The 25,052-nt window shown below is 38.8% G+C and carries 20 protein-coding genes and 1 tRNA gene; 11 read left to right on the top strand and 10 right to left on the bottom strand.

The genetic code is table 11. The annotated features are described in order from the left end of the window. Positions 1–5: 5 nt before the first annotated feature. Positions 6–716 (top strand): hypothetical protein, encoded by a 711-nt coding sequence (locus tag BLR60_RS06870; RefSeq protein WP_090498146.1) that lies wholly within the window; start codon positions 6–8, stop codon positions 714–716. Positions 717–1,034: 318 nt separating this feature from the next. Here BLR60_RS06870 and rnc read toward each other — a convergent pair whose 3' ends face one another. The 3 genes from rnc to BLR60_RS06885 form a co-directional block, all read right to left on the bottom strand. Further along, a complete protein-coding gene (gene rnc / locus BLR60_RS06875) occupies positions 1,035–1,763 on the bottom strand; it encodes a ribonuclease III (RefSeq protein WP_090498148.1) in 729 nt (242 codons plus the stop codon). Positions 1,764–1,857: 94 nt separating this feature from the next. After that, positions 1,858–3,111: a beta-ketoacyl-ACP synthase II gene (fabF, locus tag BLR60_RS06880; protein ID WP_090498150.1), complete on the bottom strand. Its 1,254-nt coding sequence runs from the start codon at positions 3,109–3,111 to the stop codon at positions 1,858–1,860. A gap of 21 nt (positions 3,112–3,132) precedes the next feature. Further along, entirely contained in the window at positions 3,133–3,369 is a 237-nt protein-coding gene (locus BLR60_RS06885) for an acyl carrier protein (RefSeq protein ID WP_008508386.1), read from the bottom strand. 158 nt (positions 3,370–3,527) lie between these two features. Here BLR60_RS06885 and BLR60_RS06890 point away from each other — a divergent pair, with 158 nt between their 5' ends. The 4 genes from BLR60_RS06890 (at position 3,528) to BLR60_RS06905 (ending at position 7,650) form a co-directional block, all read left to right on the top strand. Next, entirely contained in the window at positions 3,528–3,947 is a 420-nt protein-coding gene (locus BLR60_RS06890; protein ID WP_090498152.1) for an IPExxxVDY family protein, read from the top strand. Positions 3,948–4,097: 150 nt separating this feature from the next. Continuing rightward, a complete protein-coding gene (pyk, locus tag BLR60_RS06895; RefSeq protein WP_090498154.1) occupies positions 4,098–5,528 on the top strand; it encodes a pyruvate kinase in 1,431 nt (476 codons plus the stop codon). A gap of 393 nt (positions 5,529–5,921) precedes the next feature. Beyond that, positions 5,922–6,006 (top strand) — tRNA-Ser (locus tag BLR60_RS06900). A gap of 273 nt (positions 6,007–6,279) precedes the next feature. Then, positions 6,280–7,650, top strand: coding sequence for a hypothetical protein (locus BLR60_RS06905; RefSeq protein WP_090498156.1), 1,371 nt, complete (start codon positions 6,280–6,282; stop codon positions 7,648–7,650). Positions 7,651–7,820: 170 nt separating this feature from the next. Here the strand turns inward: BLR60_RS06905 and BLR60_RS06910 are convergent, their stop codons facing one another. Further along, positions 7,821–8,987 (bottom strand): FAD-dependent oxidoreductase, encoded by a 1,167-nt coding sequence (locus BLR60_RS06910; protein ID WP_394333561.1) that lies wholly within the window; start codon positions 8,985–8,987, stop codon positions 7,821–7,823. Between the two features lie 50 nt (positions 8,988–9,037). On the opposite strand from BLR60_RS06910, the gene BLR60_RS06915 reads away from it, so the two are divergent. Further along, a complete protein-coding gene (locus BLR60_RS06915) occupies positions 9,038–10,009 on the top strand; it encodes a helix-turn-helix transcriptional regulator (protein ID WP_090498160.1) in 972 nt (323 codons plus the stop codon). A gap of 70 nt (positions 10,010–10,079) precedes the next feature. Here BLR60_RS06915 and BLR60_RS06920 read toward each other — a convergent pair whose 3' ends face one another. Next, positions 10,080–10,967 (bottom strand): helix-turn-helix domain-containing protein, encoded by an 888-nt coding sequence (locus tag BLR60_RS06920; protein WP_090498161.1) that lies wholly within the window; start codon positions 10,965–10,967, stop codon positions 10,080–10,082. 8 nt (positions 10,968–10,975) lie between these two features. Continuing rightward, positions 10,976–11,980, bottom strand: coding sequence for an aldo/keto reductase (locus tag BLR60_RS06925; protein ID WP_090498163.1), 1,005 nt, complete (start codon positions 11,978–11,980; stop codon positions 10,976–10,978). 285 nt (positions 11,981–12,265) lie between these two features. Between BLR60_RS06925 and BLR60_RS06930 the strand changes: the two genes are divergently transcribed. The 3 genes from BLR60_RS06930 (at position 12,266) to BLR60_RS06945 (ending at position 19,743) form a co-directional block, all read left to right on the top strand. After that, on the top strand, positions 12,266–14,401 hold the full coding sequence (locus BLR60_RS06930; protein WP_244155605.1) for a S9 family peptidase: 2,136 nt from the start codon (positions 12,266–12,268) through the stop codon (positions 14,399–14,401). Positions 14,402–15,189: 788 nt separating this feature from the next. Further along, on the top strand, positions 15,190–18,216 hold the full coding sequence (locus tag BLR60_RS06940) for a SusC/RagA family TonB-linked outer membrane protein (protein ID WP_244155606.1): 3,027 nt from the start codon (positions 15,190–15,192) through the stop codon (positions 18,214–18,216). 18 nt (positions 18,217–18,234) lie between these two features. Next, positions 18,235–19,743: a RagB/SusD family nutrient uptake outer membrane protein gene (locus BLR60_RS06945; RefSeq protein ID WP_090498169.1), complete on the top strand. Its 1,509-nt coding sequence runs from the start codon at positions 18,235–18,237 to the stop codon at positions 19,741–19,743. A gap of 102 nt (positions 19,744–19,845) precedes the next feature. Here BLR60_RS06945 and treF read toward each other — a convergent pair whose 3' ends face one another. Next, positions 19,846–21,420, bottom strand: a complete 1,575-nt coding sequence (gene treF / locus BLR60_RS06950) for an alpha,alpha-trehalase TreF (protein ID WP_090498171.1) — start codon at positions 21,418–21,420, stop codon at positions 19,846–19,848. A 126-nt stretch (positions 21,421–21,546) separates the two neighbouring features. Here treF and BLR60_RS06955 point away from each other — a divergent pair, with 126 nt between their 5' ends. Further along, positions 21,547–22,218, top strand: a complete 672-nt coding sequence (locus BLR60_RS06955; protein WP_090498173.1) for an NAD-dependent epimerase/dehydratase family protein — start codon at positions 21,547–21,549, stop codon at positions 22,216–22,218. A 78-nt stretch (positions 22,219–22,296) separates the two neighbouring features. Here BLR60_RS06955 and BLR60_RS06960 read toward each other — a convergent pair whose 3' ends face one another. Beyond that, positions 22,297–23,058, bottom strand: a complete 762-nt coding sequence (locus BLR60_RS06960; protein WP_090498175.1) for a M57 family metalloprotease — start codon at positions 23,056–23,058, stop codon at positions 22,297–22,299. A gap of 298 nt (positions 23,059–23,356) precedes the next feature. Between BLR60_RS06960 and BLR60_RS25420 the strand changes: the two genes are divergently transcribed. Next, positions 23,357–23,587: a phage tail protein gene (locus BLR60_RS25420; protein ID WP_394333563.1), complete on the top strand. Its 231-nt coding sequence runs from the start codon at positions 23,357–23,359 to the stop codon at positions 23,585–23,587. A gap of 60 nt (positions 23,588–23,647) precedes the next feature. Here the strand turns inward: BLR60_RS25420 and BLR60_RS06970 are convergent, their stop codons facing one another. Both BLR60_RS06970 and BLR60_RS06975 read right to left on the bottom strand, forming a co-directional pair. After that, positions 23,648–23,830 (bottom strand): hypothetical protein, encoded by a 183-nt coding sequence (locus BLR60_RS06970; RefSeq protein ID WP_244155607.1) that lies wholly within the window; start codon positions 23,828–23,830, stop codon positions 23,648–23,650. Positions 23,831–24,113: 283 nt separating this feature from the next. Beyond that, positions 24,114–24,815: an SAM-dependent methyltransferase gene (locus BLR60_RS06975; protein WP_090498182.1), complete on the bottom strand. Its 702-nt coding sequence runs from the start codon at positions 24,813–24,815 to the stop codon at positions 24,114–24,116. Positions 24,816–25,052 lie beyond the last annotated feature (237 nt).

A 25,052-nucleotide genomic window follows, 5' to 3' on the forward strand; every position in this document is an offset into this window, starting at 1 on the left:
ACACCATGAAAAATTTTAAATTTTCTGTTATACTCTTCGTTTTTACCTCAGTCAGTTTCTTCGCAAGCGCGCAGGATTTTATTGTGAAAGGCGTGGTGATTGAAAAAGGTTCAAATATCAGAATTGCATTATCAGAAATTACCAATCTGCGGACAGGAATAGGTGTGGGAAGCAATGATATTGGTCTGTTTCAGTTAAAAGCGAGAATCGGCGATACGCTGCTGGTAATTAAACGCGACCTGATTGATCAGCGTGTGGTGGTAAGCAGCGAAAAAGATCTGGTAGTTTACCTGGTTAGAGGAAGCACCACACTTGACGATGTAACTATCAGAGGAAATACCAAAAAAGAAGATTTAGATGAAATTAAACGCGATTTTAAGAATAAGGGTGTATACAACGGCGGTAAAACAACAGTTTTGTCTGCCATATTTAGTCCTTTAAACGCGCTATATAATCTGTTTGGTAGCGATCCTAAAAATGCACGGAGATTTGGAAGGTATGCCGATAATGAAATTAAGCAATCGCAGATTGATATATACTTTAACCAGAGCATCATTAAAAACAATACCGAATTAAGAGGCGATACCTTAGAAAAGTACATGCTAAACTGTCGGCCTGAATTTGATAAAGCGCAGTATTGGAACAGTTACGATTATATTAAATACATTAAAGAATCCTCCAAGAAATTTACAGATACACTGGGAAAGGGAAAGTAGGTTTTAGTCTTGAGTCGGGAGTCTTTAGTCCTTAGTCAACCGACCAGTTTAGAGTTGAAATCAGATGATCAGTTTGCAGTTGACGGTTTACAGTTGCTCATGATCGAGTCTGATGTTTGAATTTCAGTTAACCAATTCGACAATTATTGATTAAATAAGAGACAGTTTACAGTTGACAGTTGACAGTTGCTCATGATCGAGTCTGAAGTTTGGATTTCAGTTAACCAGTTTCAATAATTAACCTGTTAACCATCATACAGTTAACAGTGAGCGGTTTGCAGTTACTATGAACTAATGGCCAGTAAAACTAATGAACTTCTAGATACTAAGCGTTTCGCAAGCTTTTTCAGCTGCTAATTTTTCTGCGTTTTTTTTGTTGTAATCTCTTCCGGTACCAACTTTTTCGCCTTCTACCATCGCACTAATGGTGAATAATTTACTGCTTTCGCCTTCACCGTTTTCAGCAAGTTCGAATAATACATCCTTACCATGGCGCTGGCACCACTCAATTAATTTACTTTTAAAATTGGTTTCAGTAAGTTCAAGGGTATGAATATCGATATGCGGTTTAACAATTCTGCGCAATAAAAACTCTTTGGTAAAATTGTACCCTTTATCCATATAAATGGCACCTATAATGGCTTCAAAAGCATCGCCCAACATCGAATTGTGTTTGGTTTGTATACTCACTGATCGTTGATCAAACTGGATCAGTTTATCAAAACCAATTTTTTTCGCAAGCTGATTTAAATTAGCCCGGTTTACAATCTTCGAACGCATTTCGGTTAAAAAACCCTCTTCTTTGTAGGGATAGTGTTTAAAAAGCAACTCTGCTATTACCGAACCCAGAACAGCATCACCTAAGAATTCTAATCGCTCGTTGCTGCTTCTGCTTCCGTTTTTTAGAATTTTTGCTGCAGAACGATGTCTGAACGCCATTTTATAGAGCGTAACATTGCCTGGAACAAAGCCTAAAATGTTTTTCAGCTTTTTAACAAACTCCTTTTCAGGGGAGAGATAGAGTTTATATAATTTTAATATCGGCATTAAATAAATAACACAATTAGCGGCTAACTAGCATATTTAACTAAGTTATCTATTTTTAATTAGCATACAAAATTATATACCTATGCTGTTCTAATTAATCTTCGTATTTCTTGAAAATAACAGAAGCATTGTGTCCACCAAAACCGAATGTATTACTTAAAGCAGCTCTAACAGTACGTTTTTGTGCTTTATTAAAAGTAAAATTCAATTTAGGATCAAATGCAGGATCGTCTGTAAAATGATTGATTGTTGGAGGAACAATATCATTTTTGACAGCAAGAATTGCTGCAATAGCCTCAATAGCACCAGCTGCACCTAAAAGGTGGCCAGTCATCGATTTGGTTGAGCTAATGTTTAAACGATAAGCATCTTCACCAAATAATGTACCAATGGCTTTGGTTTCACTAATATCACCTAGTGGTGTAGAAGTACCGTGTACATTGATATAATCTATATCAGCAGTTGTTAAACCAGCATCTTTCAGTGCATTGGTCATTACCATTCTAGCGCCTAAACCTTCAGGATGCGGTGCCGTAATGTGATTGGCATCAGCACTCATTCCGCCGCCAACAAGTTCTGCATAAATTTTTGCACCTCTTGCTTTAGCGTGTTCAAGTTCTTCTAAAATAATGGTTCCTGCACCTTCACCAGCTACGAAGCCATCGCGGTCTTTATCAAAAGGACGTGATGCTGTTGCCGGATCTTCATTACGTGTAGATAATGCATGCATGGCATTAAAACCACCCATACCTGCTTCATTGATGATGGCTTCAGAACCGCCGCTGATAATGACATCAGCCATACCCAAACGGATATAGTTAAATGCATCAATCATTGCATTTGTTGAAGAAGCACACGCCGAAACAGTTGCAAAATTTGGCCCACGCAGGCCGTATTTGATTGAGATATGCCCTGGAGCGATATCTACAATCATTTTAGGGATAAAGAATGGATTGTATCTTGGCGTACCATCTCCCTTAGCGAAATTCGAAATTTCATCCAGGAAAGTTTTCAATCCACCTATGCCCGCACCCCAGATTACACCGATCCGGTTGGTATCTAATTTTTCAAAATCAAAACCACCATCTTTAACAGCCTCATCTGTTGCTACAAGAGCATATTGTACAAACGGATCTAGCTTGCGGGCTTCTTTTTTCTCCAAAAAGTCTTCAGGATTAAAATTTTTAACCTCGCATGCGAATTTGGTTTTGAACTTTTCAGTATCAAAACCTTTAATAGGAGCAGCGCCACTCACCCCGTTAGTCAACCCTTCCCAAAAATCGGGAACATTATTGCCTATAGGAGTGAGCGCACCCAACCCTGTTACTACTACTCTTTTTAATTCCATTTATACTGAAAAAGCGTAATTCTATTTAACGTTTTTTTCCAAATAAGCAATTGCCTGGCCAACTGTACCGATGGTTTCAGCCTGATCATCAGGAATAGCTACATTGAATTCTTTTTCAAATTCCATAATCAATTCTACGGTATCTAAAGAATCTGCACCTAAATCGTTGGTGAATGAAGCCTCTGGCGTAACTTCGCTTTCGTCAACACCTAGTTTTTCTACGATAATAGCCTTAACTCTTGAAGCAATATCAGACATAATTTTATAATTTAATGGTTAAATAATTCTGTGCAAAGAAAAATAAATTCTTACAATTTTCAAATGTTTTTATTTCGATATGTAATTTTGGTACCTCAATAACACAGCGAATATAGAATTAGTTTTTTAATTTCGTTCTGTAAATAATTTATTTCGCTTTGAATAAGACTTACCTAAAACTTACCTTAGACCTTGATTTTATACTGATTGCGATCACAGCACCCTTAAAAGACTATGTGCTTTGCCACAAAATTAATACCCGGCTAAATACTGAATTTGAAAAAATAGAAGACCACGAAATATTTTTTAATATTGATGAACCAGCCTGGTCTTTCTCTAAATATTATTTTTTTGTAGAGCAGGGTGAGGTAGAATACTACTTAATATGCAACAAAAGCAGTGATGGTTTTCTCATTCCGGAGATGAACAAAGTAGATTTTTTTATCATCATTAAAGAATTTATTGATAAGGAGGATTTGGATTATTTAATCAATGGATTGAACAAACTGCCTGATATACAGGTGGCTGCAAAAATTGATCCTACTAAATTAAAGAGCCGTGAAAATTTGGTAATATAAAAATTATATACATGGTGTATTAAATACACTATATTTGGCAGTTACAAACAAAGAACAAAAAAACAAAATATATAAAATTTAATGCAGTTTGATTATTTTAGATAATAATTAATGCTTTCTTTAAGCTGCATTCCTAAAATCAATTAATAAATGAAACCTTTTCATTCGAGAACTAAAATTGTTGCCACGCTTGGGCCTGCATCAGCAAAACCAGATGTATTATATAGTATGTTTAACGCAGGTTTAGATGTTTGCCGTCTAAATTTTTCACACGGATCACAAGCAGATCATCAAGCGGTTTTGGATACCATCCGCGAATTAAACAAAAAATACGAATATAATGTAGGTATTCTTGCCGATTTACAGGGGCCTAAAATTCGCATTGGTTTAGTAAAAGAAGGTGGTATTAACCTGATTAACGGAAATACTACCGTAATTACTACGAATGAATGTATTGGTAACGAAGAGCGTATCTACATTACTTACCAAAACTTTCCGCAGGATGTTCAGGCCGGCGAAATTATCCTTCTGGATGATGGAAAGCTTCAGATGAAAGTGATTTCTACCAATTTAAAAGATGAGGTAGTTTGTGAGATTGTTCACGGTGGAATTTTAACGTCCAGAAAAGGTGTTAACTTGCCAAATACTAAAGTTTCCATTCCTTCTTTAACTCCGGAAGACCGTGAAAACTTAGAATTCGTTTTAGAAAATGACGTAGAATGGATCGGTTTATCTTTCGTGCGTAAGGCGGAAGACATTATCGAACTTAAAAAGATTATTGCTGAGCGTGGTAAAACTGCCCGTGTAATTGCTAAAATAGAAAAACCAGAGGCTATTGCCAATATAGACGAAATTATTGCTGTAACTGATGGTATTATGGTTGCCCGTGGCGATTTAGGTGTTGAATGTCCGATGGAAGAAGTTCCATTGTTACAGAAAATGATTGTTGCTAAATGTAGAGCGGCTTCTAAGCCAGTAATTGTAGCTACCCAAATGTTAGAAAGTATGATCACAACCCCACGTCCAACACGTGCAGAGGTGAATGACGTAGCCAACTCTGTTTTGGATGGCGCTGATGCGGTAATGCTAAGTGGCGAAACTTCAGTTGGAGAATTCCCGCTGATCGTGATCGAAACCATGCAAAAAATTATTCAGAACATTGAAGAGAACAATTATCCTTTCCATCCTGATAAGTTTTTAAAACCAAAATCGCCTTCTTTCTTAAGTGATGCGATTTGTGATTCGGCTTGTTTCTTAGCGAAACAGACCAACGCGGTAGGTATTGTATCGATGACTTTAAGCGGTTATACTGCTTTCGAAATTTCAAGCCACCGCCCAGAGGCCTTAACCTTTATTTTTACCAGTAACAGGGCATTATTAAACGCGGTAAGTTTACTTTGGGGTGTAAGAGGTTTCTACTACGATAAGTGGGAAAGTACTGATAATACCATTATTGAAGTGAACGAATTCTTAAAAAGCAAAAAATTGGTTAAACAAGGTGATATCATCATTAATACGGCTGCTATTCCGATGGAAGCAAAAGGTAAAACCAATATGTTAAAAATTACAGTTATAGATTAATTATATATATTTATTACAAGGCGCTTCATTTTAAATGAGGCGCCTTTTTTATGCCCGATCTTTTAGACATCAGGCTAATCGCTTATCTTTATCTAAGGATATAAGACGGATTTAATTCCGACTTTGGTCGTGTGAAATTGTCATAAGTCCGACGAAACCCCGACTTACGTCCGGCGAAAGTCCGTCAAAGAAGTCGAGCTGTGGTCTTTGGGAACCGTCCTTTCGACCGCAATAGAGAATCTTTGCAACCTGTTTTATACGACTTCAGCTTTACAAAAAAACATTGATTAAGCGGAATATAACTTAACAAAAGAATAAATTCATCAGACTGAATTTCTTGTCATCAATTTTTATGGAGATATGAATAAAAAAATTACTTTTGCAATCCAATACGGAGAGGTGTCAGAGTGGTCGATCGAGCACGCTTGGAAAGCGTGTGTACTGCAAGGTACCGCGGGTTCGAATCCCGCTCTCTCCGCTGAGCGGGGGAATTGAAAAATTCTCCCGCTTTTTTGTATCAGCCAATAGTGCAAATCCCTAATGATGTCGAATCTGACATCGGCCTGAACCGAGTAAGTTTAATTTTTGAAATAGGGGTATCTCGGATTAAAACATTTTATCACCCATCTCAAGAATACGCTTATATGCTTGATCATTACCATCTGGTTTAACAACTTGATTGTAACTGGTGCACTTTTAAGGGTTACTAAATTCCATAATCGGTATCAATAGCAGATGTAAATGCTAAAATATGAATAACCGCCTTAAAAATCTTCTTTCGCCACTTTTCATTTTTTTTCTTGTCCTGTTAATTATCAACGACTTCTTTCTGAAGCCAGCGTTCCATAACTGGTTTACCGGAAAACTTTCTGATTTTTGTGGACTTTTTATCTTTCCTATATTTTGGTCGGCTATATTCCCTAAACAAAAAATATGGGTTTTTATATCTACAGCGATCCTATTTACTTTTTGGAAAAGCGAATATGCCTCAGTGATCATTCAATTCATAAAACCATATTTCAGTATTGGAAGAACGGTTGATCTTTCCGATCTGATGGCACTACCCATGATCTTATTTGCCTGGATGTACCAAAAAAATAATTTGCAACAATCCATAGGTAAATCCATGGGTACAGCGTTAATGTCCCGATTGGGCGCCTACTTTGTTGGCGTTGTTGCTGTTTTTTCTTTTTGTGCTACCACCCAACAAAAGTATATCCAATCTTTCGATCAACCACAGTACGTCCTTTTAAAAAATCCAATAATACACGACCTGGGTTCGCATAGTGAATTTGAATTTTACAAAAAGGATTCTTTGCTTGTTGTTAAAATAAATTCTTTATACATCAGCAAGCCTGTGAGGAATGACGATTATAACAAAAACCTATCCCTCAAAGATCTTGACAAGGAGGTTTTATATGATATCGCAGATAGCGCCAGCTTGGTTTCGCCGGGAAAAATAACAGTTGTAACGGTAAATACGGAGGAAGGAATTGATTCTTTAAGATTTAATGGCGGGCGACTTGACGGAAGGTTTGTAAGAATGAAAAATGGTAAACCCATCATTGAGGGTCTTTATAAAATGGGATTTGAAGACTCAACCTGGATTATCAGGGATACTATTAGTAATGATAAGGTTATACAGACGTTTGTTAACGGAGAAACAACCAGTATCAAACACTATAACCAGGATAAGCTCAAGTCTTCTTCAAAAATCAATACTCGTTCCGATACCATTTTTAACACCTATATTCAGCTGGCAATCCTGATCATCTGCATGGGTGGCATAGTTTTTTGGTTATATAAAAATTATCGCAATACAGTGCCTGAACACCTTAAGCTTAAGTTATTATGGAAATTGTTGATATGCTTTCTCTCTCCATTGTTCGTCTGGTTGCTTTACTTCGGGATCAGGCTGTTGCTCATGAATGATGATCAGGATATTTTCGAGACCCTGGCAACAATTTTCTTTATTTTTATAGCGGTTTTCCCATTGATGTTTATCATTGTTTTTTGGATCAAACTTAGAAAAGAAATAGATATTCTTTTGTATTGCCTATTGTTCGCCCTTGCATGCAGCACATGGGCAACCTATGTTACACTTGAAGCAATATCAAAGTGAACAAACTATTAGCAGGCGACTTCAGCAGAAATTACATTTAGAATAAGTTAGGCAATGTTTTAAACGCTTGTTTGCTATGCTAAGCAGACCTGCTTCAGAACTGTGTTACATTGGATATCCACTCATAATCGTATTCGACAGTGCCTTTGGTGAAGGTGGGGTACCGAAGCTTAGTAGATAAACTTTTCGAAAGTGAAATTTGGCTGATGCATTTCCATTTCGTTCCTCACTGATGCAAGTTGTGCTTCGTTGGCATAAATGAACATTTGTTCTTCATAGTCATTTATAGCATCTTCTAAGGTTTCAAATTTTCCATCAGTTAAATTACCAGCTAAAATTAGTGCATCCATTAGCCCGGTATTTACACCCTGACCTGCAAATGGCGGCATTAAATGCGCTGCATCTCCGATAAGCGTAATCGGTAGGGGGCGGTCTTTTTTCCAGGGTTTCTGCAGTGATAATTTTCTCGTCGGCAGTCCCCAAAAAGAGGAGGTTGAACGGAATAATGGTTTGTAATGTTCGTTCCAATCTATAAATCTGTCTAAAAGAAACGTTCGGATACTCTTCTGATTCTGAAGGTCTAACCCATTATGATCATCACCCCAATTTTCTGGCGTTTTAAAAATCACACCATAGGTTAATACACCATTATTATTTGGGTTTGCAACCAATAAATTGCCTTGGTAGGCAGCCATTAATCTGTTGCCATTGCATAGTTGGAAAAATTCGGGACAATTTATTTCAGGTTGAGGTACATCTCCTTGTATGATAAATGTTCCGGTATTTTCAGCAACTGTATCCGTAACATAGGTTCTTATTTTAGACATTCCACCATTGGCCACGATAATAAAGTCGGCAGTTGCCAACGTTTCATTTTCAAATCGCAAATGCCACTTTCCATCACAAACTTCGGGTTCTTTACATTTGCTGTCCCAGATTACGGTACCCTGTTTCAAAGTGTTTAGCAATACTTTTCTGAGGTCATTTCTGTTTATTTCAGGATTATCGTGTTGATTTTCAGATGTGATCTGTTTGGTGAATAATATTTTTCCTTTTTCATCAGTCATCATCATCCCCATGGGCTTTGCTATGGCGTAATAATTTGCCAGTAAACCAGCTTTTTTCATCACTTCCTGTCCTGAATCTTTGTGCAAATCGAGCGTACCGCCCCAAATCCTGGCTTGTGGATCTTTGTCTCTTTCGTAAACAGTTACATCAATTCCTTTTTGTTGTAATAATATCGCCATGGTCAGGCCAACTGGTCCTGCACCGATAATAGCTGCTTTTTTTCCTTTTAGTATCATTGTCTTAATTGATGATACAAAATTAACAGTCACTTTAGCATAAAATATCTACCTTAGACATAAAAACAGTCGTAAAAGACTTTATGGAAACAGCAGATCAAACCGTTCCCAATGTGCTGGTAAGATTAGCTCGCCTATTGGGAACACAACTAATAAATAGAAGATTAGAAATACCATCACAGTACGGTAGCGGATATTGTATTGGATTTGTTTTTAATGAACACATCCGTATGCTTATTAGTAACTATGAGCTTAATGAAGATGTAATTGTTCAAAATCCTGATCTCAATACTACGAAAAGGATGATATTTTTCAAGTTTCAAAACATATTCTCCAGAGCAGAAACTTCGTCAATGCTTAAGCATACAATACCCTCGGTGTTAATAGGAACCAGTCGTATTAATACAGATGATGTTATCGCGATCCATACCAATACGGCTACCATTACTATAGAAGTTGATGCAAATTATCTAAATGGTTTGTTTACTGGCTCACAAGAATCATCAGTTTTGAAAGGCCTTTTGCAAAATAAACGTCCCCTTTTGTTCGAACAGATCATGTATCCTTCTTTACAAAAAATTGTAGATGAAATTACATCTGAACCAACTAATGAGGCTTTTAAACTTTTCTTTTTAAGGGTAAAAGCCGAAGAACTTATTTGCAGACTATTGATGAAACTGGAAAACCGCGATGAAAAGCAATTACAGGCTTTAAACAATCATGATATACAAGCCATTTACCGCGTAAAACAGCAGATACTTGAACATTTGGAAACACCGCCAGTGATTAAAGAACTCGCATTTGTTGCTCATATGAGCCCAACTAAATTGAAACGTTTATTCAGGCAAATTTTTGGCGACAGCATTTTTAGTTATTATCAGCAGTTCAGAATGCAGGAAGCGGCCCTTTTGTTGAGCGCTGAAAAGCTATCTGTATCAGCTGTTGGTTACCGTATGGGTTTTACAAACCTTAGCCATTTTTCAAGAATATTCAAAGCGCATATTGGCATGAACCCTAAACATTATGCATTAAAGGGATCAACTAATGCATTTTAAAACTTCATCATCAGTTTGCTGCTAAACCTAAACAGTCACAAAAGAACGAAATTCTGTTTCTCCCCCTTCATCAGTTAAAAGCCTGACGAAATTCCAGCGGCGATAAACTTGTTTTCTTTTTGAAAAGTGTACTGAATGATTGCGCATGTTCAAAGCCAAGGGCATAGGCGATCTCGCTGACGGAAAGATTAGTGGTGGAAAGTTTTTCTTTTGCTTTTGCAATCAGCTTTTCATGAATGTGCTGCTTTGTGTTTTGCCCGGTATGAATCCGAAGTAGGTCACTCAGGTAGTTTGGCGACAGGTTCATCTGCCCGGCAATATATTGTACCGTAAGTAAACCGTTTACGTCGCTGTTAAAGTAATCATCTATCAATTGCTCAAACCTGGTTAAGAGGGCTAAATTATTATTCTTGCGGGTCAAAAACTGCCGCTCGTAAAAACGGTTGGAATATTTTAGAAGGCTCTCAATCTGTGTGAGAATGATTTCCTGGGTATGTTTATCGATATGCTGGCACTCTTTATCAATTTTATGGAGGATCGAGATCAGATCATCCTCTTCCTCTGCCGATAGGTGTAATGCTTCATTAACCGCGTAATCGAAAAAACCGTATTGATGGATGCTATTTGCCAGAGGATGTTGTAAAAGGAAGTCTGGGTGAAAGATCAGGAGATAACCAGACCCGCATTCCATATTTTGCAGGTCTAGTTGTTGCACCTGGTTGGGTGCGGTAAAACTCAATACGCCTTTGTCGTAATCATAATGTTGCTGCCCGTACCTGATTTTACCTTTGGCTTCGCGTTTAAGCGCTACGCAATAAAATCGGTTAACGAAGCCTTTCCAGATTTCATCTTCCAGGAAAATACTTTTTGCCAGGTTGATCACGCTCACCAACGGGTGGCGGGGTTCTGGCAGCGACAGTAAACGGTGAAATTCTGATATCGAGTTAATGGCGTTCATAAACAAATTTAATCAATTAAACCCATACTAAACTCATCATACGGAGCGCCGGTATCTGTACCTAATGGTACGATGCTTTCCAGTTGTGAAAGATCCTCCCTCGTCAACTCCATGTTGGTTGATGCTATGTTTTGTTCCAGGTATTTTCTGCGTTTTGTGCCCGGAATCGGCAAAATTCCTTTGCTCATGATCCAGGCTAAAGCCAGCTGCGAAGAAGTTACGTTTTTTGCTTCGGCCATGGTTTCGATCGCTTTAACCAATTCAATATTCTTATTAAACATTTCGCCCTGGAAACGTGGAATCGCTCTGCGGAAGTCGTTCTCCGGCAGGTCGTCGATACTTTTAATCTGCCCCGATAAAAACCCACGGCCCAATGGCGAGTATGCCACAAAGCCAATGCCCAACTCGTTTAATGTGGATAATACCCCACGCTCTTCTACTGTCCGTTCAAATAAAGAATATTCGCTTTGTACAGCGGTAACCGGATGCACGGCATGTGCCCGACTAACCGTTTCAGACGATACTTCTGACAGACCGATATAGCCTATTTTACCTTCCTTAACCAGCTCTGCCATGGCCTCAACTGTTTCCTCAATGGGCGTATTTTTATCCAGGCGGTGCAGGTAATACAGATCGATATAATCGGTATTGAGGTTCTTTAACGAACGCTCTAAAGATTTCTTTACATAATCCTTTTTACCATTAATGGCCCAGGTTACTTTATTATTGTCGTCTATTTCCCAGCCAAACTTGGTGGCCAGAATATACTGATCACGTTTACCACTGATGGCCTTCGCAATGAGTTGTTCGTTTTTAAACGGTCCGTACAAATCGGCAGTGTCCAAGAAATTACCGCCCAGCTCAAGCGAACGATGAATTGTCGCGATAGCTTCCTGCTCATCCGCGGGACCATACATATGTCCTTCTTCAAAGCCCGTCATACCCATACAGCCTAATCCGATCATTGGTACAACCAAACCCTGATTGCCCAATGCCATTTGTTTTATTTCCATAATCCAAAGATCAGCAAGCCAAATTGCACTGATGTATGCAAATCCCTGAAGTTTGTAAGCAAATCAAGGAATGATTTTTATCGTTGTAAAGTTTGTAAGTTTTAAGACTAGCGCCAATGCTGTAGACATATTATGCTTTGATAATATAGTTCAAAAAGATTGTTCAATTTAAATATCTTTTCGCTTCTCATTATAAGGCTGGAGGTTAAAACCTAGCATTTTGTATCACGATTAATACCAATCATTTGCCAAAACAGTCTTATTTTTATCGCAAGATTAGCTAACATGATGAATAAATATTGGTTTACTGTAACAGCCTGTACTTTGGCCATTACAGCGAATGCTCAACAGAAAACTTTAACCGTTAAAGATTACGAAAGGGCAGAAAGTTTGATGAGTTACAATACTGCAAAGTACATCGATCATGCCAGTGCACAACCAAACTGGCTCGATGGAGATAAATTTTGGTACAGCACTAAAGTAAATGGCACTGAACAGACTTTTTTGGTAGATCCGGTAAAGAAAACGAAAACTTTAACTGCCGATTACAAAGGCAGTTTAACCGCTTCACATCGCGGACTTAGCTCGGATGAAGTGTTATCGCCTGATGGGAAAAAGACAATATTAATTAAAGATTATAATCTTTTTGTTAAAGATGTAGCCACCGGAAAATTAACCCAGTTAACTACTGATGGCATTAAGGATTATGGGTATGCAACCGATAATGCCGGTTGGAAACATAGTGATGCGCCAATTCTGAGTTGGTCGCCTGATTCGAAAAAGATAGCCACTTTTCAGCAAGATCAGCGGAATTCGAAAGATATGTATCTGGTAACCACGAATGTTGGGGCACCAACATTAAAAGCCTGGAAATATCCTTTGCCTGGCGATAAACAGATTGCAACAATTAGAAGGGTGGTGATTGATGTTGAAAACGCGAAAATGGTTGCGTTGAACATTCCTGCAGATCCACATCGTGCAACCTTAAGTGATGATATTTCGAGTAGTGGCACTTTTGATGATATTGATTGGAAAGCTGATGGTACAGAAGTGGCATTTGTGTCAACTTCCCGCGATCACAAAAATGAAAAATTCCGCATAGCCAATACCACAACAGGTGCCGTTCGCGAAGTTTTCGAAGAAACGGTAAAAACACAGTTCGAATCTGGTCAGCGTGCCATCAACTGGCGTTATCTCCCTGCTTCAAAGGAAATTATCTGGTATTCGGAAAGGGATAACTGGGGACATCTGTATTTATATGATTCGGCTAACGGAAAATTGAAAAATCAAATTACTAAAGGCGATTTTGTAGTTACCCGTCTAATTAAGGTTGATGAAAAAGCACGTATGCTTTATTTCTTGGCCAATGGCCGAGAAAAAGGTAATCCTTATTTCAGTTATCTATATAAAATTGGTTTCGATGGGAAGAATTTAACCCTTTTAACGCCGGAAGCCGGTAATCATCAGGTTGTATTTTCGCCATCTTTTGAATATTTTGTAGATAGTTACTCGCAGCCTGATGTTCCTACAGTTACTGTTTTAAGAAACATCAGTGGTAAACTGATCAATACGTTAGAAAAAACAGATGTTTCCAGGTTAACTGCTACGGGGTGGAAAGCACCAAATCCGGTTTCGGTGAAAGCCAAAGATGGTAAAACTGATATTTATGGTCTGGTTTTTACACCAACAAAAATGGATGCCAGTCAAAAATATCCGGTTATCGATTATATTTATCCTGGTCCACAAGGCGGTAGCATGGGCAGCTGGGCTTTCGTTGCTTCGCGTGGCGATCATCAGGCTTTGGCCGAGCTGGGCTTTATTGTGGTAGTAATAGAAGGAACCAGTAATCCAGGCCGTTCTAAAAGTTTCCATGATATGAGTTATGGTAATATGTCCGAGAATACCTTGCCAGATCAGATTGCAGCCATCAGACAGCTTTCGTTAAAGTATCCCATTGATACGACAAAAGTAGGTATCTGGGGGCATTCAGGCGGAGGTTTTGCTACTGCTGCGGCGATGTTCCGTTACCCGGATTTCTTTAAAGTAGGTATTTCCGAATCCGGTAATCATGATAATAGAAATTACGAGGACGATTGGGGCGAGCGTTACAATGGTTTGGTAGAAAATTCGGATTATGAAGCGCAGGCTAATCAGAATTATGCTAAAAACCTAAAAGGAAAATTGATGTTGGTACACGGTATGATGGATGATAATGTACCACCTTACAATACACTTTTAGTTGTAGAGGCTTTAGAAAAAGCAAATAAATCTTTCGACCTGGTTATTTTTCCAAACAGTGCACATGGTTACGGTACCTACTCGCCTTACATGATGCGCCGCCGCTGGGATTACTTTGTTCAACACCTTTTAGGAGCAGAACCACCTAAAGATTACCAGATGAAGGGCCCTTCGGCAAGATAATTTTTAGCAACTATATTTTTAAAATGAACCCCAAAAGTTATTAAACTTTTGGGGTTCATTATTTACATCAACGTTGTTGCAATTCCGTGTATTCGTAGCAATGGCGATCAAATTTAAATTCGTCAATTAATAATGCTGGTGTATAGCTTTTTTTGCGTTAAATGTACGTTGTGTTGTTCATTTACAAGCTGGGCAAGCCTACTTTATCATTGGCTCATCATCGCATGCAACTCACTTACAGTACGTTTTTGAAATAAATAATGATCCTTTTTATGGTTTTATATAATTTATAAGCTATATTCATATTATAAAATGGATAAGATTTGTAGTCTTAATGGCTTAGCGAAGACACTTAACCATTACATTAACTAGATACTAAACTAAATTACAATAGCTCAGGGTTCTCTATTCTCGGGACTCGATTTATTGTACCGAAAATTATGAGACAAGTACAAATGTTTATCATTTTATCTCAACTGTTTTCTCTCATTATTGGCTATTTGCAGCCTTTAACCAACAACTTTCAAATTAAAAGAAACGATCTATGCGATCTGGATGTGCTAAAAATATGTTTATCGCAGGATAAATATGAATTAAAAATGCTCCATAATTTTGACATCATAAACGTCGGGAACGATCCCAATGATTTTGAGTTTTCTTAGCCGCAGAGCTTAAAGATAATCAACTAATCCAAAACTAAAATAGAAGCTATGAAATACAACCCACCTTAAATCCGAATTTCCTAAATCGTTAAATGCCCTATTTTCTAACCAATTATTAAATCCATTATGAACATTACTTTACCAGGCAATTACACTGTTTTGTCTCTGAAACAGAAATTGTATTCATTAAAGAAATTTATAGGCTTAAATCTCCTGATGCTCTTATTTAGCACAGCAGTATTTGCTCAAATTACTGTAAAAGGTATAATATATGATAGCGATAAAACACCCTTGGCAGGCGCAACTATACAGGTAACGGGTACTAATACCAAAACCCAAAGCGATGTTGAGGGTAAATACCAAATTACCGCTCCCACGGGAACATCTCGGCTAACAGTGAGTTTTGTGGGCTATGAATCGCAAACGGTCAACATCAATAATCAGACGCTGCTAAACATTACTTTAAGTTCGCTGAATAATTTAGAGGCGGTTGTGGTTGTTGGCTATGCATCGGTAAGAAAAAATGATTTGACCGGTGCTGCAACAACAGTATCAGCTAAAGATTTTAACAAGGGCCCGTTAAACGCCCCCGATCAGCTCATACAGGGTAAGGTTGCAGGTGTACAAATGATTAATAACAGTGGTCAGCCAGGTGGTGCATCTACTGTGCGCATCAGGGGTAACTCAGCCATTACCGGAACCGGCCAGCCTCTTTATGTAGTGGATGGAGTGGCACTTGATGGACGATCGGCAAGGCCTTCAACCAGTGCAGGTATCGGAACAGCGCCAGATGGTAATCCTTTAAACTTTATCAATCCAGCAGATATCGAATCAATGGAGATATTAAAAGATGCATCTGCCACGGCAATTTATGGCTCGCGTGCCGCTTACGGTGTGGTTTTGATTACCACCAAAAGAGGAAAATCAGGAGAAACCAAAATTGATGTAAGCGCCTCGGCAGGAATTAGCAATATCGCCAGAAAAGTAGATGTGTTAACGGGCGATGAGTACCGTGCGGCATTATCGAAATACAACCTTAGCACAGGTGATTTTGGCACCAGTGTTGATGCATTGGAGGCCATTACCAGAACTGCCTATAATCAAAATTATTCGGTTGGCATTAGTGGTGGCACCAACGGCAATACTTTCCGCGCCTCGCTGGGTTATCAAGACCAGCAGGGGATTATCAAAACAACCGATTTTAAAAAATACAGTGCAGGCTTTAACGGTAATTTCAAATTCCTCGAAAGCAAAAAGCTGGGTTTGGATGTGAACATGATCAGTAATCAATACCTTGAAAGCGTAGCGCCGATTACCACCGATGCGGGTTTTACAGGAAGTTTGATTTCGCAGGCACTATCCTGGAACCCTACCCAATCTTTTTATAATCCCGATGGAAGTTTATTTATAGATTATGGCTCAACTACGATCAATCCTTTGGCTGCTTTAGCTGCAAATAGCGATAAATCGAAAGTATCAACCATTTTGGGGAGTATTTCGCCATATTACAAAATTACCCCATGGTTGGAGTACCGCATGCTGGCCAGTGTAAACTATAGCACGGGTATCAGAAGGGCCTCTACCAGGAGTAGCTTAAATCTGCAGGGTATTCAGCCATCAGGAACTTTTCTGGGCGGTTATGCCAGCTACGCTAATAACGAGCTGATTACGCAGCAGTTTACCAATACCTTAAATTTTAATAAGGAAATTGTAAGCAAACTAAACTTAAATGCCATTTTAGGTTACGAATATTCCAACTTCGTCAATAAAGGCGTAACCAATACGGCAACTGGTTTTGGCGATATAGCTGCCGATTATACTGATGCTTTTCAAACTACGGCCCCGGCCAACCGTACATTTTCTACCTTCAACAATCCTACAACACAATTGCAATCGTATTTTGCAAGGGCAATTTTTAATTACGATAATCGGTATATCTTAACCGCTACATTTAGGGCCGATGGTTCTACCAAATTCGGTAAATCAAACCGTTATGGTTATTTTCCATCTTTTGCCGCCGCCTGGGATGTTAGAAAAGAAAATTTCATGTCTGATATCCAATGGCTGGATCTACTTAAATTACGTGTTGGTTATGGTAAAACCGGTAACCAGGATTTTCCTTCAGGTTCTGCACAGCTTCGTTACGATTTTGGAAATGCGAACGGTTCACCTATTTTAACACCGATCAACAATGAAAATGCCGATTTAAAATGGCAGTCAGACAAACAGGCCAATGTGGGTATCGATTTCGGCTTGTTTAAAAACAGATTGACCGGATCGATTGATTATTTCAATAAAACAACAAAAGACCTGTTGTTTCCACAGATTGCATTCTCTCCTGCAGTTGGAGGCAATGTGCCTACCTGGGTAAATTTACCGGGCCAGATCATCAATAAAGGGCTTGAACTGACCTTAAATGGTATAATTATCGATCAGGATAATTTTTCGTGGTCTTTAGGCGGTAATGCAACTTTTATCAATAATAAGGTACAGAATATTAATGGCATTATTAAAACAGGCTCGTTAAACGGGCAGGGATTAAGCGGCGTAACCACCGAGGTGATCCAAAATGGACTTCCACTTTTTGCCATGGTTACCCGTCAATATAATGGTTTAGATGCCAGTGGATTTTCTAAATATACCGACGATGGTTTTACCGCTTATTATGTAGGTAATCCCAATCCGAAAGTAATTTTAGGTTTAAGTACAAATTTAAGGTATAAGAAGTTCTCTTTAACAGCCAATTTTAATGGTGCGTTTGGTCAGGATATTTATAACAACACTGCAAACTCAGTACTGGCCATATCTAACCTGGGTGCCCAGCGCAATATTTCTGCCGCTTTGATCAACTCGCCAATACAGGAATCGCTCGCCAATCCAATCGCTGCCTCATCAAGGTATATCGAAAAAGGAGACTACGTAAAATTAGCCAACGCTACGCTCAACTATAATATTGGCAATATTGGTAAATCGATCAAGTCGCTTAATGTTTATGTTAATGGACAAAACCTTTTCGTAATTACAAAATATACAGGGTTTGATCCAGAGGTAAATGTAAATAAAAGTGTAAGCGGGGTTCCATCTGCAGGTATAGATTATACGGCTTACCCAACGGCAAGAACCTTCAATTTTGGTGTTAATTTTTCTCTTTAATCTTTTAACTATAATCACATGAAAAATAAATATATTTTCACTATCGCTGTAGCGGCCTTAAGTTTTTCTGGTTGTACCAAGCTGGATGAAAACCTGAATGGCCAGGTTGGTAGTGGCGGGGTATCATCAAATAATGTTGCAGGAGTATTGGGGGCTACTTATACCGCAATGATCGGTCCTTACCAGGCACCTTGGAATTGGGCTGCACTGCAGGAAGTAACGTCAGATGAAATTATAGTGCCTACACGTGCAGGTGATTGGGACGATAACGGTGCCTGGAGAGCATTGCATCTGCATAAATGGTCACCTGATCATACCCGGATTTCGGATGTATTCAGGGATTTAAACAGCATTTCTTATGTAGCGACCAGTGTTTTAAATGCCAGTCCAAATGCTGTTCAGGCTGCACAGGCACGTTTCTTACGTGCATTTGCCCAGTTTTCAGTTTTAGATGGCTGGGGGCAGGTTCCGTACCGGGATCCGGGAGAAGGTGTTACCAAACCATCGCGTGTTCGGAATGCTGCTGATGAAATTGCTTATTTGATCAGCGAATTAAATGCGATTATCCCCGATTTACCGGTTGGACCTGCAAATGTTGCGAATAAAGATGCGGCGAGAACACTTTTAATGAAAATTTATCTTAACAAAGGTGCTTTCTTAAACCGGAGCACGCCAACTTTTGATGCTGCTGATATGGCGAAGGTAATTTCGTTAGCTGATGAAATTGCCGCCGGCGGTTATGTGCTTACGCCAAATTATTTCGACAATTTTGCGCCAACAAATGATAAGCTTTCTACCGAAAATATTTTTACTGCACAAAATTTAGGCGGCGTAAGTGGGAGCGATTTAGATGGTCAATGGAAATGTACCACACACTATAACCAAGATCCAAGCGGTTATAACGGTTTTTCAACTTTATCAAACTTTTATGCAAAATTTGAGGCTACTGATTTAAGAAGAGGAGGATCTTATGCCGGACAAACCAATGTTGCCGGCGTAAGGGTTGGCTTTTTGGTTGGGCAACAGGTAAACCAGAACGGTGTAGCCTTAAAAGACCGTAAAGGTAACCCATTGGCTTTTACTCCAGAGGTAAGCATTATCGAAAGAGATCCTAACCATTTGGAAGTGGCAGGTATCCGTGTGATTAAATATCCGATTGATTATGCCAACGCTGGATCTAAAAAACCGGATAACGACTGGGTTTATTTCCGTTATGCAGATGTACTGTTGATGAAAGCCGAGGCCCAATTAAGAACCTCGCAATCGGCAGCTGCTTTAACCATTGTAAATTCGATCAGAGCGGTAAGGGGTGCTTCAATTTTACCAAGCCTAACATTGGATATCCTGCTGGATGAACGTGGCCGTGAACTATATTGGGAAAGTTTTAGAAGGCAAGATTTAATCCGTTTCGGAAAATTTCTAGCTGCATGGCAGGAAAAACCAGCAAGCGAAGCTAAATACCTGCTTTTTCCTATTCCAGATAACCAATTGGGTAACCCCAATCTGATACAAAATCCTGGGTATTAATTTGATATTCAATAATAGAGGCTGTAACCATTAGCATATTTCATATCTGTTTTTGGTTCAGCCTCTACTTTTTTGTGAAGGATTACAAAGAAACCTGTAACTTTATTTTTCCATCAACTTTAATAGTACGCCGTTTGTCCAGCCAAATCCGTCCTGTAGTGGATATTCTCCGCCGCCACCTTTACTGTTCGGTTGTACCACATTATATTTTTCCATCATTTTCCCGGTTTCTTTAAATACCGAAATATTAAGGTTTATCCACCTGGTACTAATCGTATCGGCCAGTTTATTGTATCCATAATTGCGCAATCCCACAATGCTAATGTATTGCAATGGTGCCCATGCATTTGGTGCATCCCATTGCTCTTTTGTAGTGGTTAATGTCGTAATTAAACCGCCAGTTTTAAGAAAGTTTCTTGCCAGTTTTTCTTCCACAGCTTTGGCCTGTACCGGTGTTGCCAGTTTAAAATACAGCGGAAATGCTGCTGCAAGCGTGAGCTGATTAGAAGATGATCGGTTTTTCCAATTATAATCTGTAAAAAAGCCCTGTTTTTTGTTCCAGAAATATTTCAGGATGGCTGTTTTACGTAACCTTGCTTTTTGGGTAAATAAAATAGCTTTTGTTTTGTTGCCAGCTTCGTTGTTTGCTGTGGCAATAGTCATTTCAAGATTGTACAATAAAGTGTTTAAATCAACCGGAAGCAGATCTATAGTCATAATCTGATTATAACTTTTACCATCGGCAAACCATCTGCTGCTAAAATCCCAACCCGATTCTGCCGCAGCGCGTACATTTCTGAGAAATGTGGACGGAGCCTGTTTGGTTAATTTAGCCGCTTCAAAATCTTCTCTGTACGATTCTTCGCGGGGCTGATCGCCGGCATCATAGTATCTGTTTAAGATGGTGCCGTCAGGAAGCTTTACCACATGGTTTATGGCTTTGCCATTACCTAATTGGCTGACCCCTTTCATCCAGAACTGATATTCTTTTTCAAGAACATCCTTATAATCTGCAAGTTTAACATCCTTATGGTGCTGGGCAAGCAACTGCACCATGGCTGCAAAAAACGGTGGCTGCGAACGTGTTAGGTAGTATGTGCGGTTTCCATTTGGGATAAAACCATACTTATTGATAAGGAAAGCGAAATTATCAACCATATCTTTTATGGTTTCTGTTTTGCCGGCCTTTTGCAATCCAAGCATGGTAAAATAGGAATCCCAATAATAAATTTCCCTGAACCGCCCACCAGGAACAATGTAGGGTTTCGGTAGTGGTAGGAGTGATGTTTGATAGATTGAAGCCGTATCAGGATTTCTTTTTAAAACCGTCCACAAGGTATCCAGGTGTTTTTTTATACCTGCGCCGATATCAGATTGATAGGCCGCATGATGACTTTCCGGCATAGTAAAGTATTCATTTACAAAAGCTTTCAAATCATAATTTGGCTTGCTTTTTAAGTCATTATATGCCTTCATGATTTCTGATGGACTCTTTTTCGGAATGGCGTCTGCAAAAGATTTACTGTCTGGATAAATTCTTGCCATTTGAACTTTCTCAAATAAATCAGGATAGGTTTGCCTCGGACTTAATTCGTTTTGTGCAAATAACCGGCTGGAAATAAATAATAGGCAGGTTAACAGCATCATTTTAATGATTAGCAAATGTTGACTTCTCATATTACTGCTTTATTAAATGTAATTAATTATCGTCTTTCTATGTTAAAAAAGCAAAAAGAAATCTAGCTACTTTATTGGGCAAACAAAGATTCACTTATTTTCGTTTTGATTATTAAATAACTTCCGATGGGAAAAACCAGAAATCAGCATCATATCATCATTACCGGTGCAACCGGAATGGTTGGCGAAGGCGTATTGATGCAATGTTTAAACAGTACTGAAATTGATCATATTTTGGTAATCAACCGTAAGCCCTGTGCTTATACACATCCAAAATTAAAGGAAATTATTCACTCCGATTTTTTTGATTTCTCCGCAATAGAAAATCAGTTATCGGGCTATAATGCCTGCTTCTTTTGTTTAGGTATTACTTCAGTAGGTGCTGATGAGGAAACCTATTATAAAATGACTTATACACTGACTATGCACGTTGCACAGACCTTCAGTAAGCTCAATAGTGATATGACATTTTGTTATGTTTCTGGTGCAGGAACCCATGCGAATGGCCGTTTAAAATGGGCGCAGGTAAAGGGCAAAACAGAAAACGATTTGACAAAATTACCTTTCCAGCAGGTCTTTAATTTCCGACCGGGCTTTATCAAGCCTTTACCAGGGCAAAAATATGCACATCCATTTTATCAATACATCAACTGGTTATTTCCGATCGGTAGGACCATTTATCCGAATGGTTTCTGCACAATGGCTGAACTTGGCCAGGCCATGATCAATACTTTGAGCCATCAGGAAGAAAGACGAACTTTGAATGGGAAAGACATTATTGCTTTAGCTAAAGAATAAGCCCGGGTACTGCTGAAGTGCCCGAGCTTATTTCAACTGTTTAAGGATTTAGTTTAGGTTAATTGATTGTTTTGGGTTTTAATATAATACTGCAGTCGCGTCTTTATCTTTTTGAGATAACACTGTTGCACCTGAGCCACATTGGCCACCGTTCATCAGCGATGAGGCATCTGTTCCGGTAACTCCAGGAACATTTGTAGCTGTAGATTCGCCTTGGGCCGCCCAATTGGTATGTCTGAAAGAAATACAATGGCCAAATTCATGGCATATGGTTCTTGCACGTTGTGCAAAAGAGTTGCCCGCGATATAACTTTTGTTAATTTTAATTAAGGCGCCTGCGCTGCCACCTGATGGGAACTGGCCCTGGCCACAAACACCATTGCCTAAATTTTCATCTTTGATCAGGATATCATAAGGTGCTGCGGTTACAACGTTAAAGCGAAGTGTAGAGCCCGATACACCATTCCATTGTGCAAGTGCATTATTAATCTCGCTGCTCATTGAAGTCATGGATGCATCTACAAAAACCCTGATGTTTAGCTTTTTAGTGCTATTAACAATACTTCCGGTATAATATTGCTCTGTTTTTGGCCCTGCGCTGCTGGCCATGATCTCCATGTTTTTAGGAAATACAATATCTTCTTCAACGATATATTCATTTCCATTGTCTACAATGCTCGACTCAGGGAAGCCCAGGTTTTTAATGTGCTGTAAAACCTTATCGGCATTTTTTACAGTTTCTTGTGGTTCTGCTGTTAATGTCTCTTGTTTTTTTTTACATGCAGCAATTACTACTGCAACCATCGCTACGATTGCGATTTTTTTTAGATTTTTTTTCATTGGAAAAGCGGTTAGTTGATCCTTAAATAGCTGATGAAACAAATGTAACAGAAGCTGTTACATCAATTTTAGGTCAACGGCGAATTTTACACGAAAACTTAATCTGTATTAATTGTTATGGTATGAATCTATTATTGTACTTAAAAATTTACACAAATGGCTGTTTTGATAGATTGAAGTGTTGTTGAATCGACTATATGCCTTTTGCAGTTATAAAACAGTTTTAGACAGTTGATATGAAAATCATTTTGTTTTTTTTAGTAGTATTGGGCAACTAAATAAGCATGCTATGAATTCAATGCTCGGGGCTATAACCCTTTTTGCTGGTGACTATGCACCAGAAGGATTTGCGATATGTGACGGCTCGTTGATATCGGTCAGTAAAAATATAAAGTTGTTTTCTATCCTTAAGACAAGGTATGGTGGCGACGGCATGTCAAATTTCGGGCTGCCTAAACTCCCGTCAGTAGAAGGGGCTATATACATCATTTCTACAGATGGCTATTATCCATCTCACCCCAGGGATTAAAGGTGATGGTTTAAGCATCAAAAAAAAGGTGATGATCTTGCCGGATCATCACCTTTTTTATTATTTCTTGTTGTCGTATTTTCTTTGATTGTCCTTATTCGAGGTCTGATCAGACCGTTGCCCTCCGCCGTTTGTAATGCCCTGGATTTTTTTATCCGTTTTAACATCATGATTAGCCCGGTCGGCTATCGAATTACCTTGAACTGTTGGATTGTTTTTTGGTGTGCTCGTATTTTTCATCATTATAAAATTTAGTGAATAATATTACAGAACGCTACATTAACAACCGATCTCGTGCGGATATGTTTTGATTTTTTTGTTATTGTTCGATTAGTCGTCATTTCGAACAGCATGCATTACAGCCGGGAAATCTAAGAAGAATAGATCTCTCCCCGCCTGTAAGGGCAGGCCTGTCCGCACAGGTGGGCATTTCGCTGCGCTTCATTCGAGATGACGACGATTTGAAAGGCATATTTGACCAATGTCAATCACCAATGAACCAATGGTTACTGAACGAATGAACAACTTAGTACAACAAAAATATAGTTGGCTTTTTATGTAAATCTATTTCCTCTTTACGCCAGTTGTAAACACTTTGCGTTTTAATAAATTCATCTGTTGCAGTAAGGTTACTGGCTACACAAACCTGTGTGTTGGGTTTACAGCTTTTCAGTACTTCTTCAAAAAGCTGGTTATTGCGGAAAGGTGTTTCGATAAAAATCTGTGTTTGTTTGTAACGGCTTGCCGATAAATCCAGGTCTTTAATCCGTTTGGTCCGCTGCTCTTTATCAATCGGTAAATAACCCCAGAAAGCGAAACTTTGTCCGTTAAAACCTGAGGCCATCAGGGCTAGTAAAATAGAGCTTGGTCCTACCAATGGCACTACCTTAATACCGCGTTTATGCGCTTCTGCAACAATATCTGCTCCAGGATCTGCAATGCCAGGGCAACCAGCTTCACTCATTAAACCAACATCTTTTCCGGCAGCAAGCTCAACAAAAAACTGCCCTAAATCGGTTCGGTTATGTTTACCATAATCGTGCACAATCAGATCTTTCTGTGGTGTTTTTAAACCTGCCTCCTTTAAAAAGCGGCGTGCTGTTTTACTGTTTTCGACAATGTAGGTGTCAATCTGGTTAATGGTATCAACCAGATAAGGAGTAAATGTTTTATGTGCTACCTCTTCTGCCAACGGTACGGGAATAAGGTATAAAGTGCCTTTTTGCATATTACAAAAATACACACAATAAATAGAATTTAAGTTCTAAAGCCGATCGCAATGGCAATATAATCTTTTTCCTAAACAGAGGTGTAGCAAATTTTATTTTTAACTGACTTATTTTCTGCACAATTAAACTCGGCTTAAAACGTTAAATATTAGTTAAATATGCCTTGTATGGCAATATTCAGGGGAAAATCCAAAAACTATGCTTGCATATTAAACCATTGTTGTTTTTGGTTCTCT

Source organism: Pedobacter terrae, assembly GCF_900100705.1.
GTDB classification, from domain to species: Bacteria; Bacteroidota; Bacteroidia; order Sphingobacteriales; family Sphingobacteriaceae; genus Pedobacter; species Pedobacter terrae.

Excerpts from the sequence above, each read along its gene's own strand:
- BLR60_RS06870 (WP_090498146.1), top strand. The coding sequence starts at position 6 with ATGAAAAATTTTAAATTTTCTGTTATACTCTTCGTTTTTACCTCAGTC.
- rnc (WP_090498148.1), bottom strand. The coding sequence starts at position 1,763 with ATGCCGATATTAAAATTATATAAACTCTATCTCTCCCCTGAAAAGGAG.
- fabF (WP_090498150.1), bottom strand. The coding sequence starts at position 3,111 with ATGGAATTAAAAAGAGTAGTAGTAACAGGGTTGGGTGCGCTCACTCCT.
- BLR60_RS06885 (WP_008508386.1), bottom strand. The coding sequence starts at position 3,369 with ATGTCTGATATTGCTTCAAGAGTTAAGGCTATTATCGTAGAAAAACTA.
- pyk (WP_090498154.1), top strand. The coding sequence starts at position 4,098 with ATGAAACCTTTTCATTCGAGAACTAAAATTGTTGCCACGCTTGGGCCT.
- BLR60_RS06905 (WP_090498156.1), top strand. The coding sequence starts at position 6,280 with ATGAATAACCGCCTTAAAAATCTTCTTTCGCCACTTTTCATTTTTTTT.
- BLR60_RS06915 (WP_090498160.1), top strand. The coding sequence starts at position 9,038 with ATGGAAACAGCAGATCAAACCGTTCCCAATGTGCTGGTAAGATTAGCT.
- BLR60_RS06920 (WP_090498161.1), bottom strand. The coding sequence starts at position 10,967 with ATGAACGCCATTAACTCGATATCAGAATTTCACCGTTTACTGTCGCTG.
- BLR60_RS06925 (WP_090498163.1), bottom strand. The coding sequence starts at position 11,980 with ATGGAAATAAAACAAATGGCATTGGGCAATCAGGGTTTGGTTGTACCA.
- BLR60_RS06930 (WP_244155605.1), top strand. The coding sequence starts at position 12,266 with ATGATGAATAAATATTGGTTTACTGTAACAGCCTGTACTTTGGCCATT.
- BLR60_RS06940 (WP_244155606.1), top strand. The coding sequence starts at position 15,190 with ATGAACATTACTTTACCAGGCAATTACACTGTTTTGTCTCTGAAACAG.
- BLR60_RS06945 (WP_090498169.1), top strand. The coding sequence starts at position 18,235 with ATGAAAAATAAATATATTTTCACTATCGCTGTAGCGGCCTTAAGTTTT.
- treF (WP_090498171.1), bottom strand. The coding sequence starts at position 21,420 with ATGAGAAGTCAACATTTGCTAATCATTAAAATGATGCTGTTAACCTGC.
- BLR60_RS06955 (WP_090498173.1), top strand. The coding sequence starts at position 21,547 with ATGGGAAAAACCAGAAATCAGCATCATATCATCATTACCGGTGCAACC.
- BLR60_RS06960 (WP_090498175.1), bottom strand. The coding sequence starts at position 23,058 with ATGAAAAAAAATCTAAAAAAAATCGCAATCGTAGCGATGGTTGCAGTA.
- BLR60_RS25420 (WP_394333563.1), top strand. The coding sequence starts at position 23,357 with ATGCTCGGGGCTATAACCCTTTTTGCTGGTGACTATGCACCAGAAGGA.
- BLR60_RS06970 (WP_244155607.1), bottom strand. The coding sequence starts at position 23,830 with ATGATGAAAAATACGAGCACACCAAAAAACAATCCAACAGTTCAAGGT.
- BLR60_RS06975 (WP_090498182.1), bottom strand. The coding sequence starts at position 24,815 with ATGCAAAAAGGCACTTTATACCTTATTCCCGTACCGTTGGCAGAAGAG.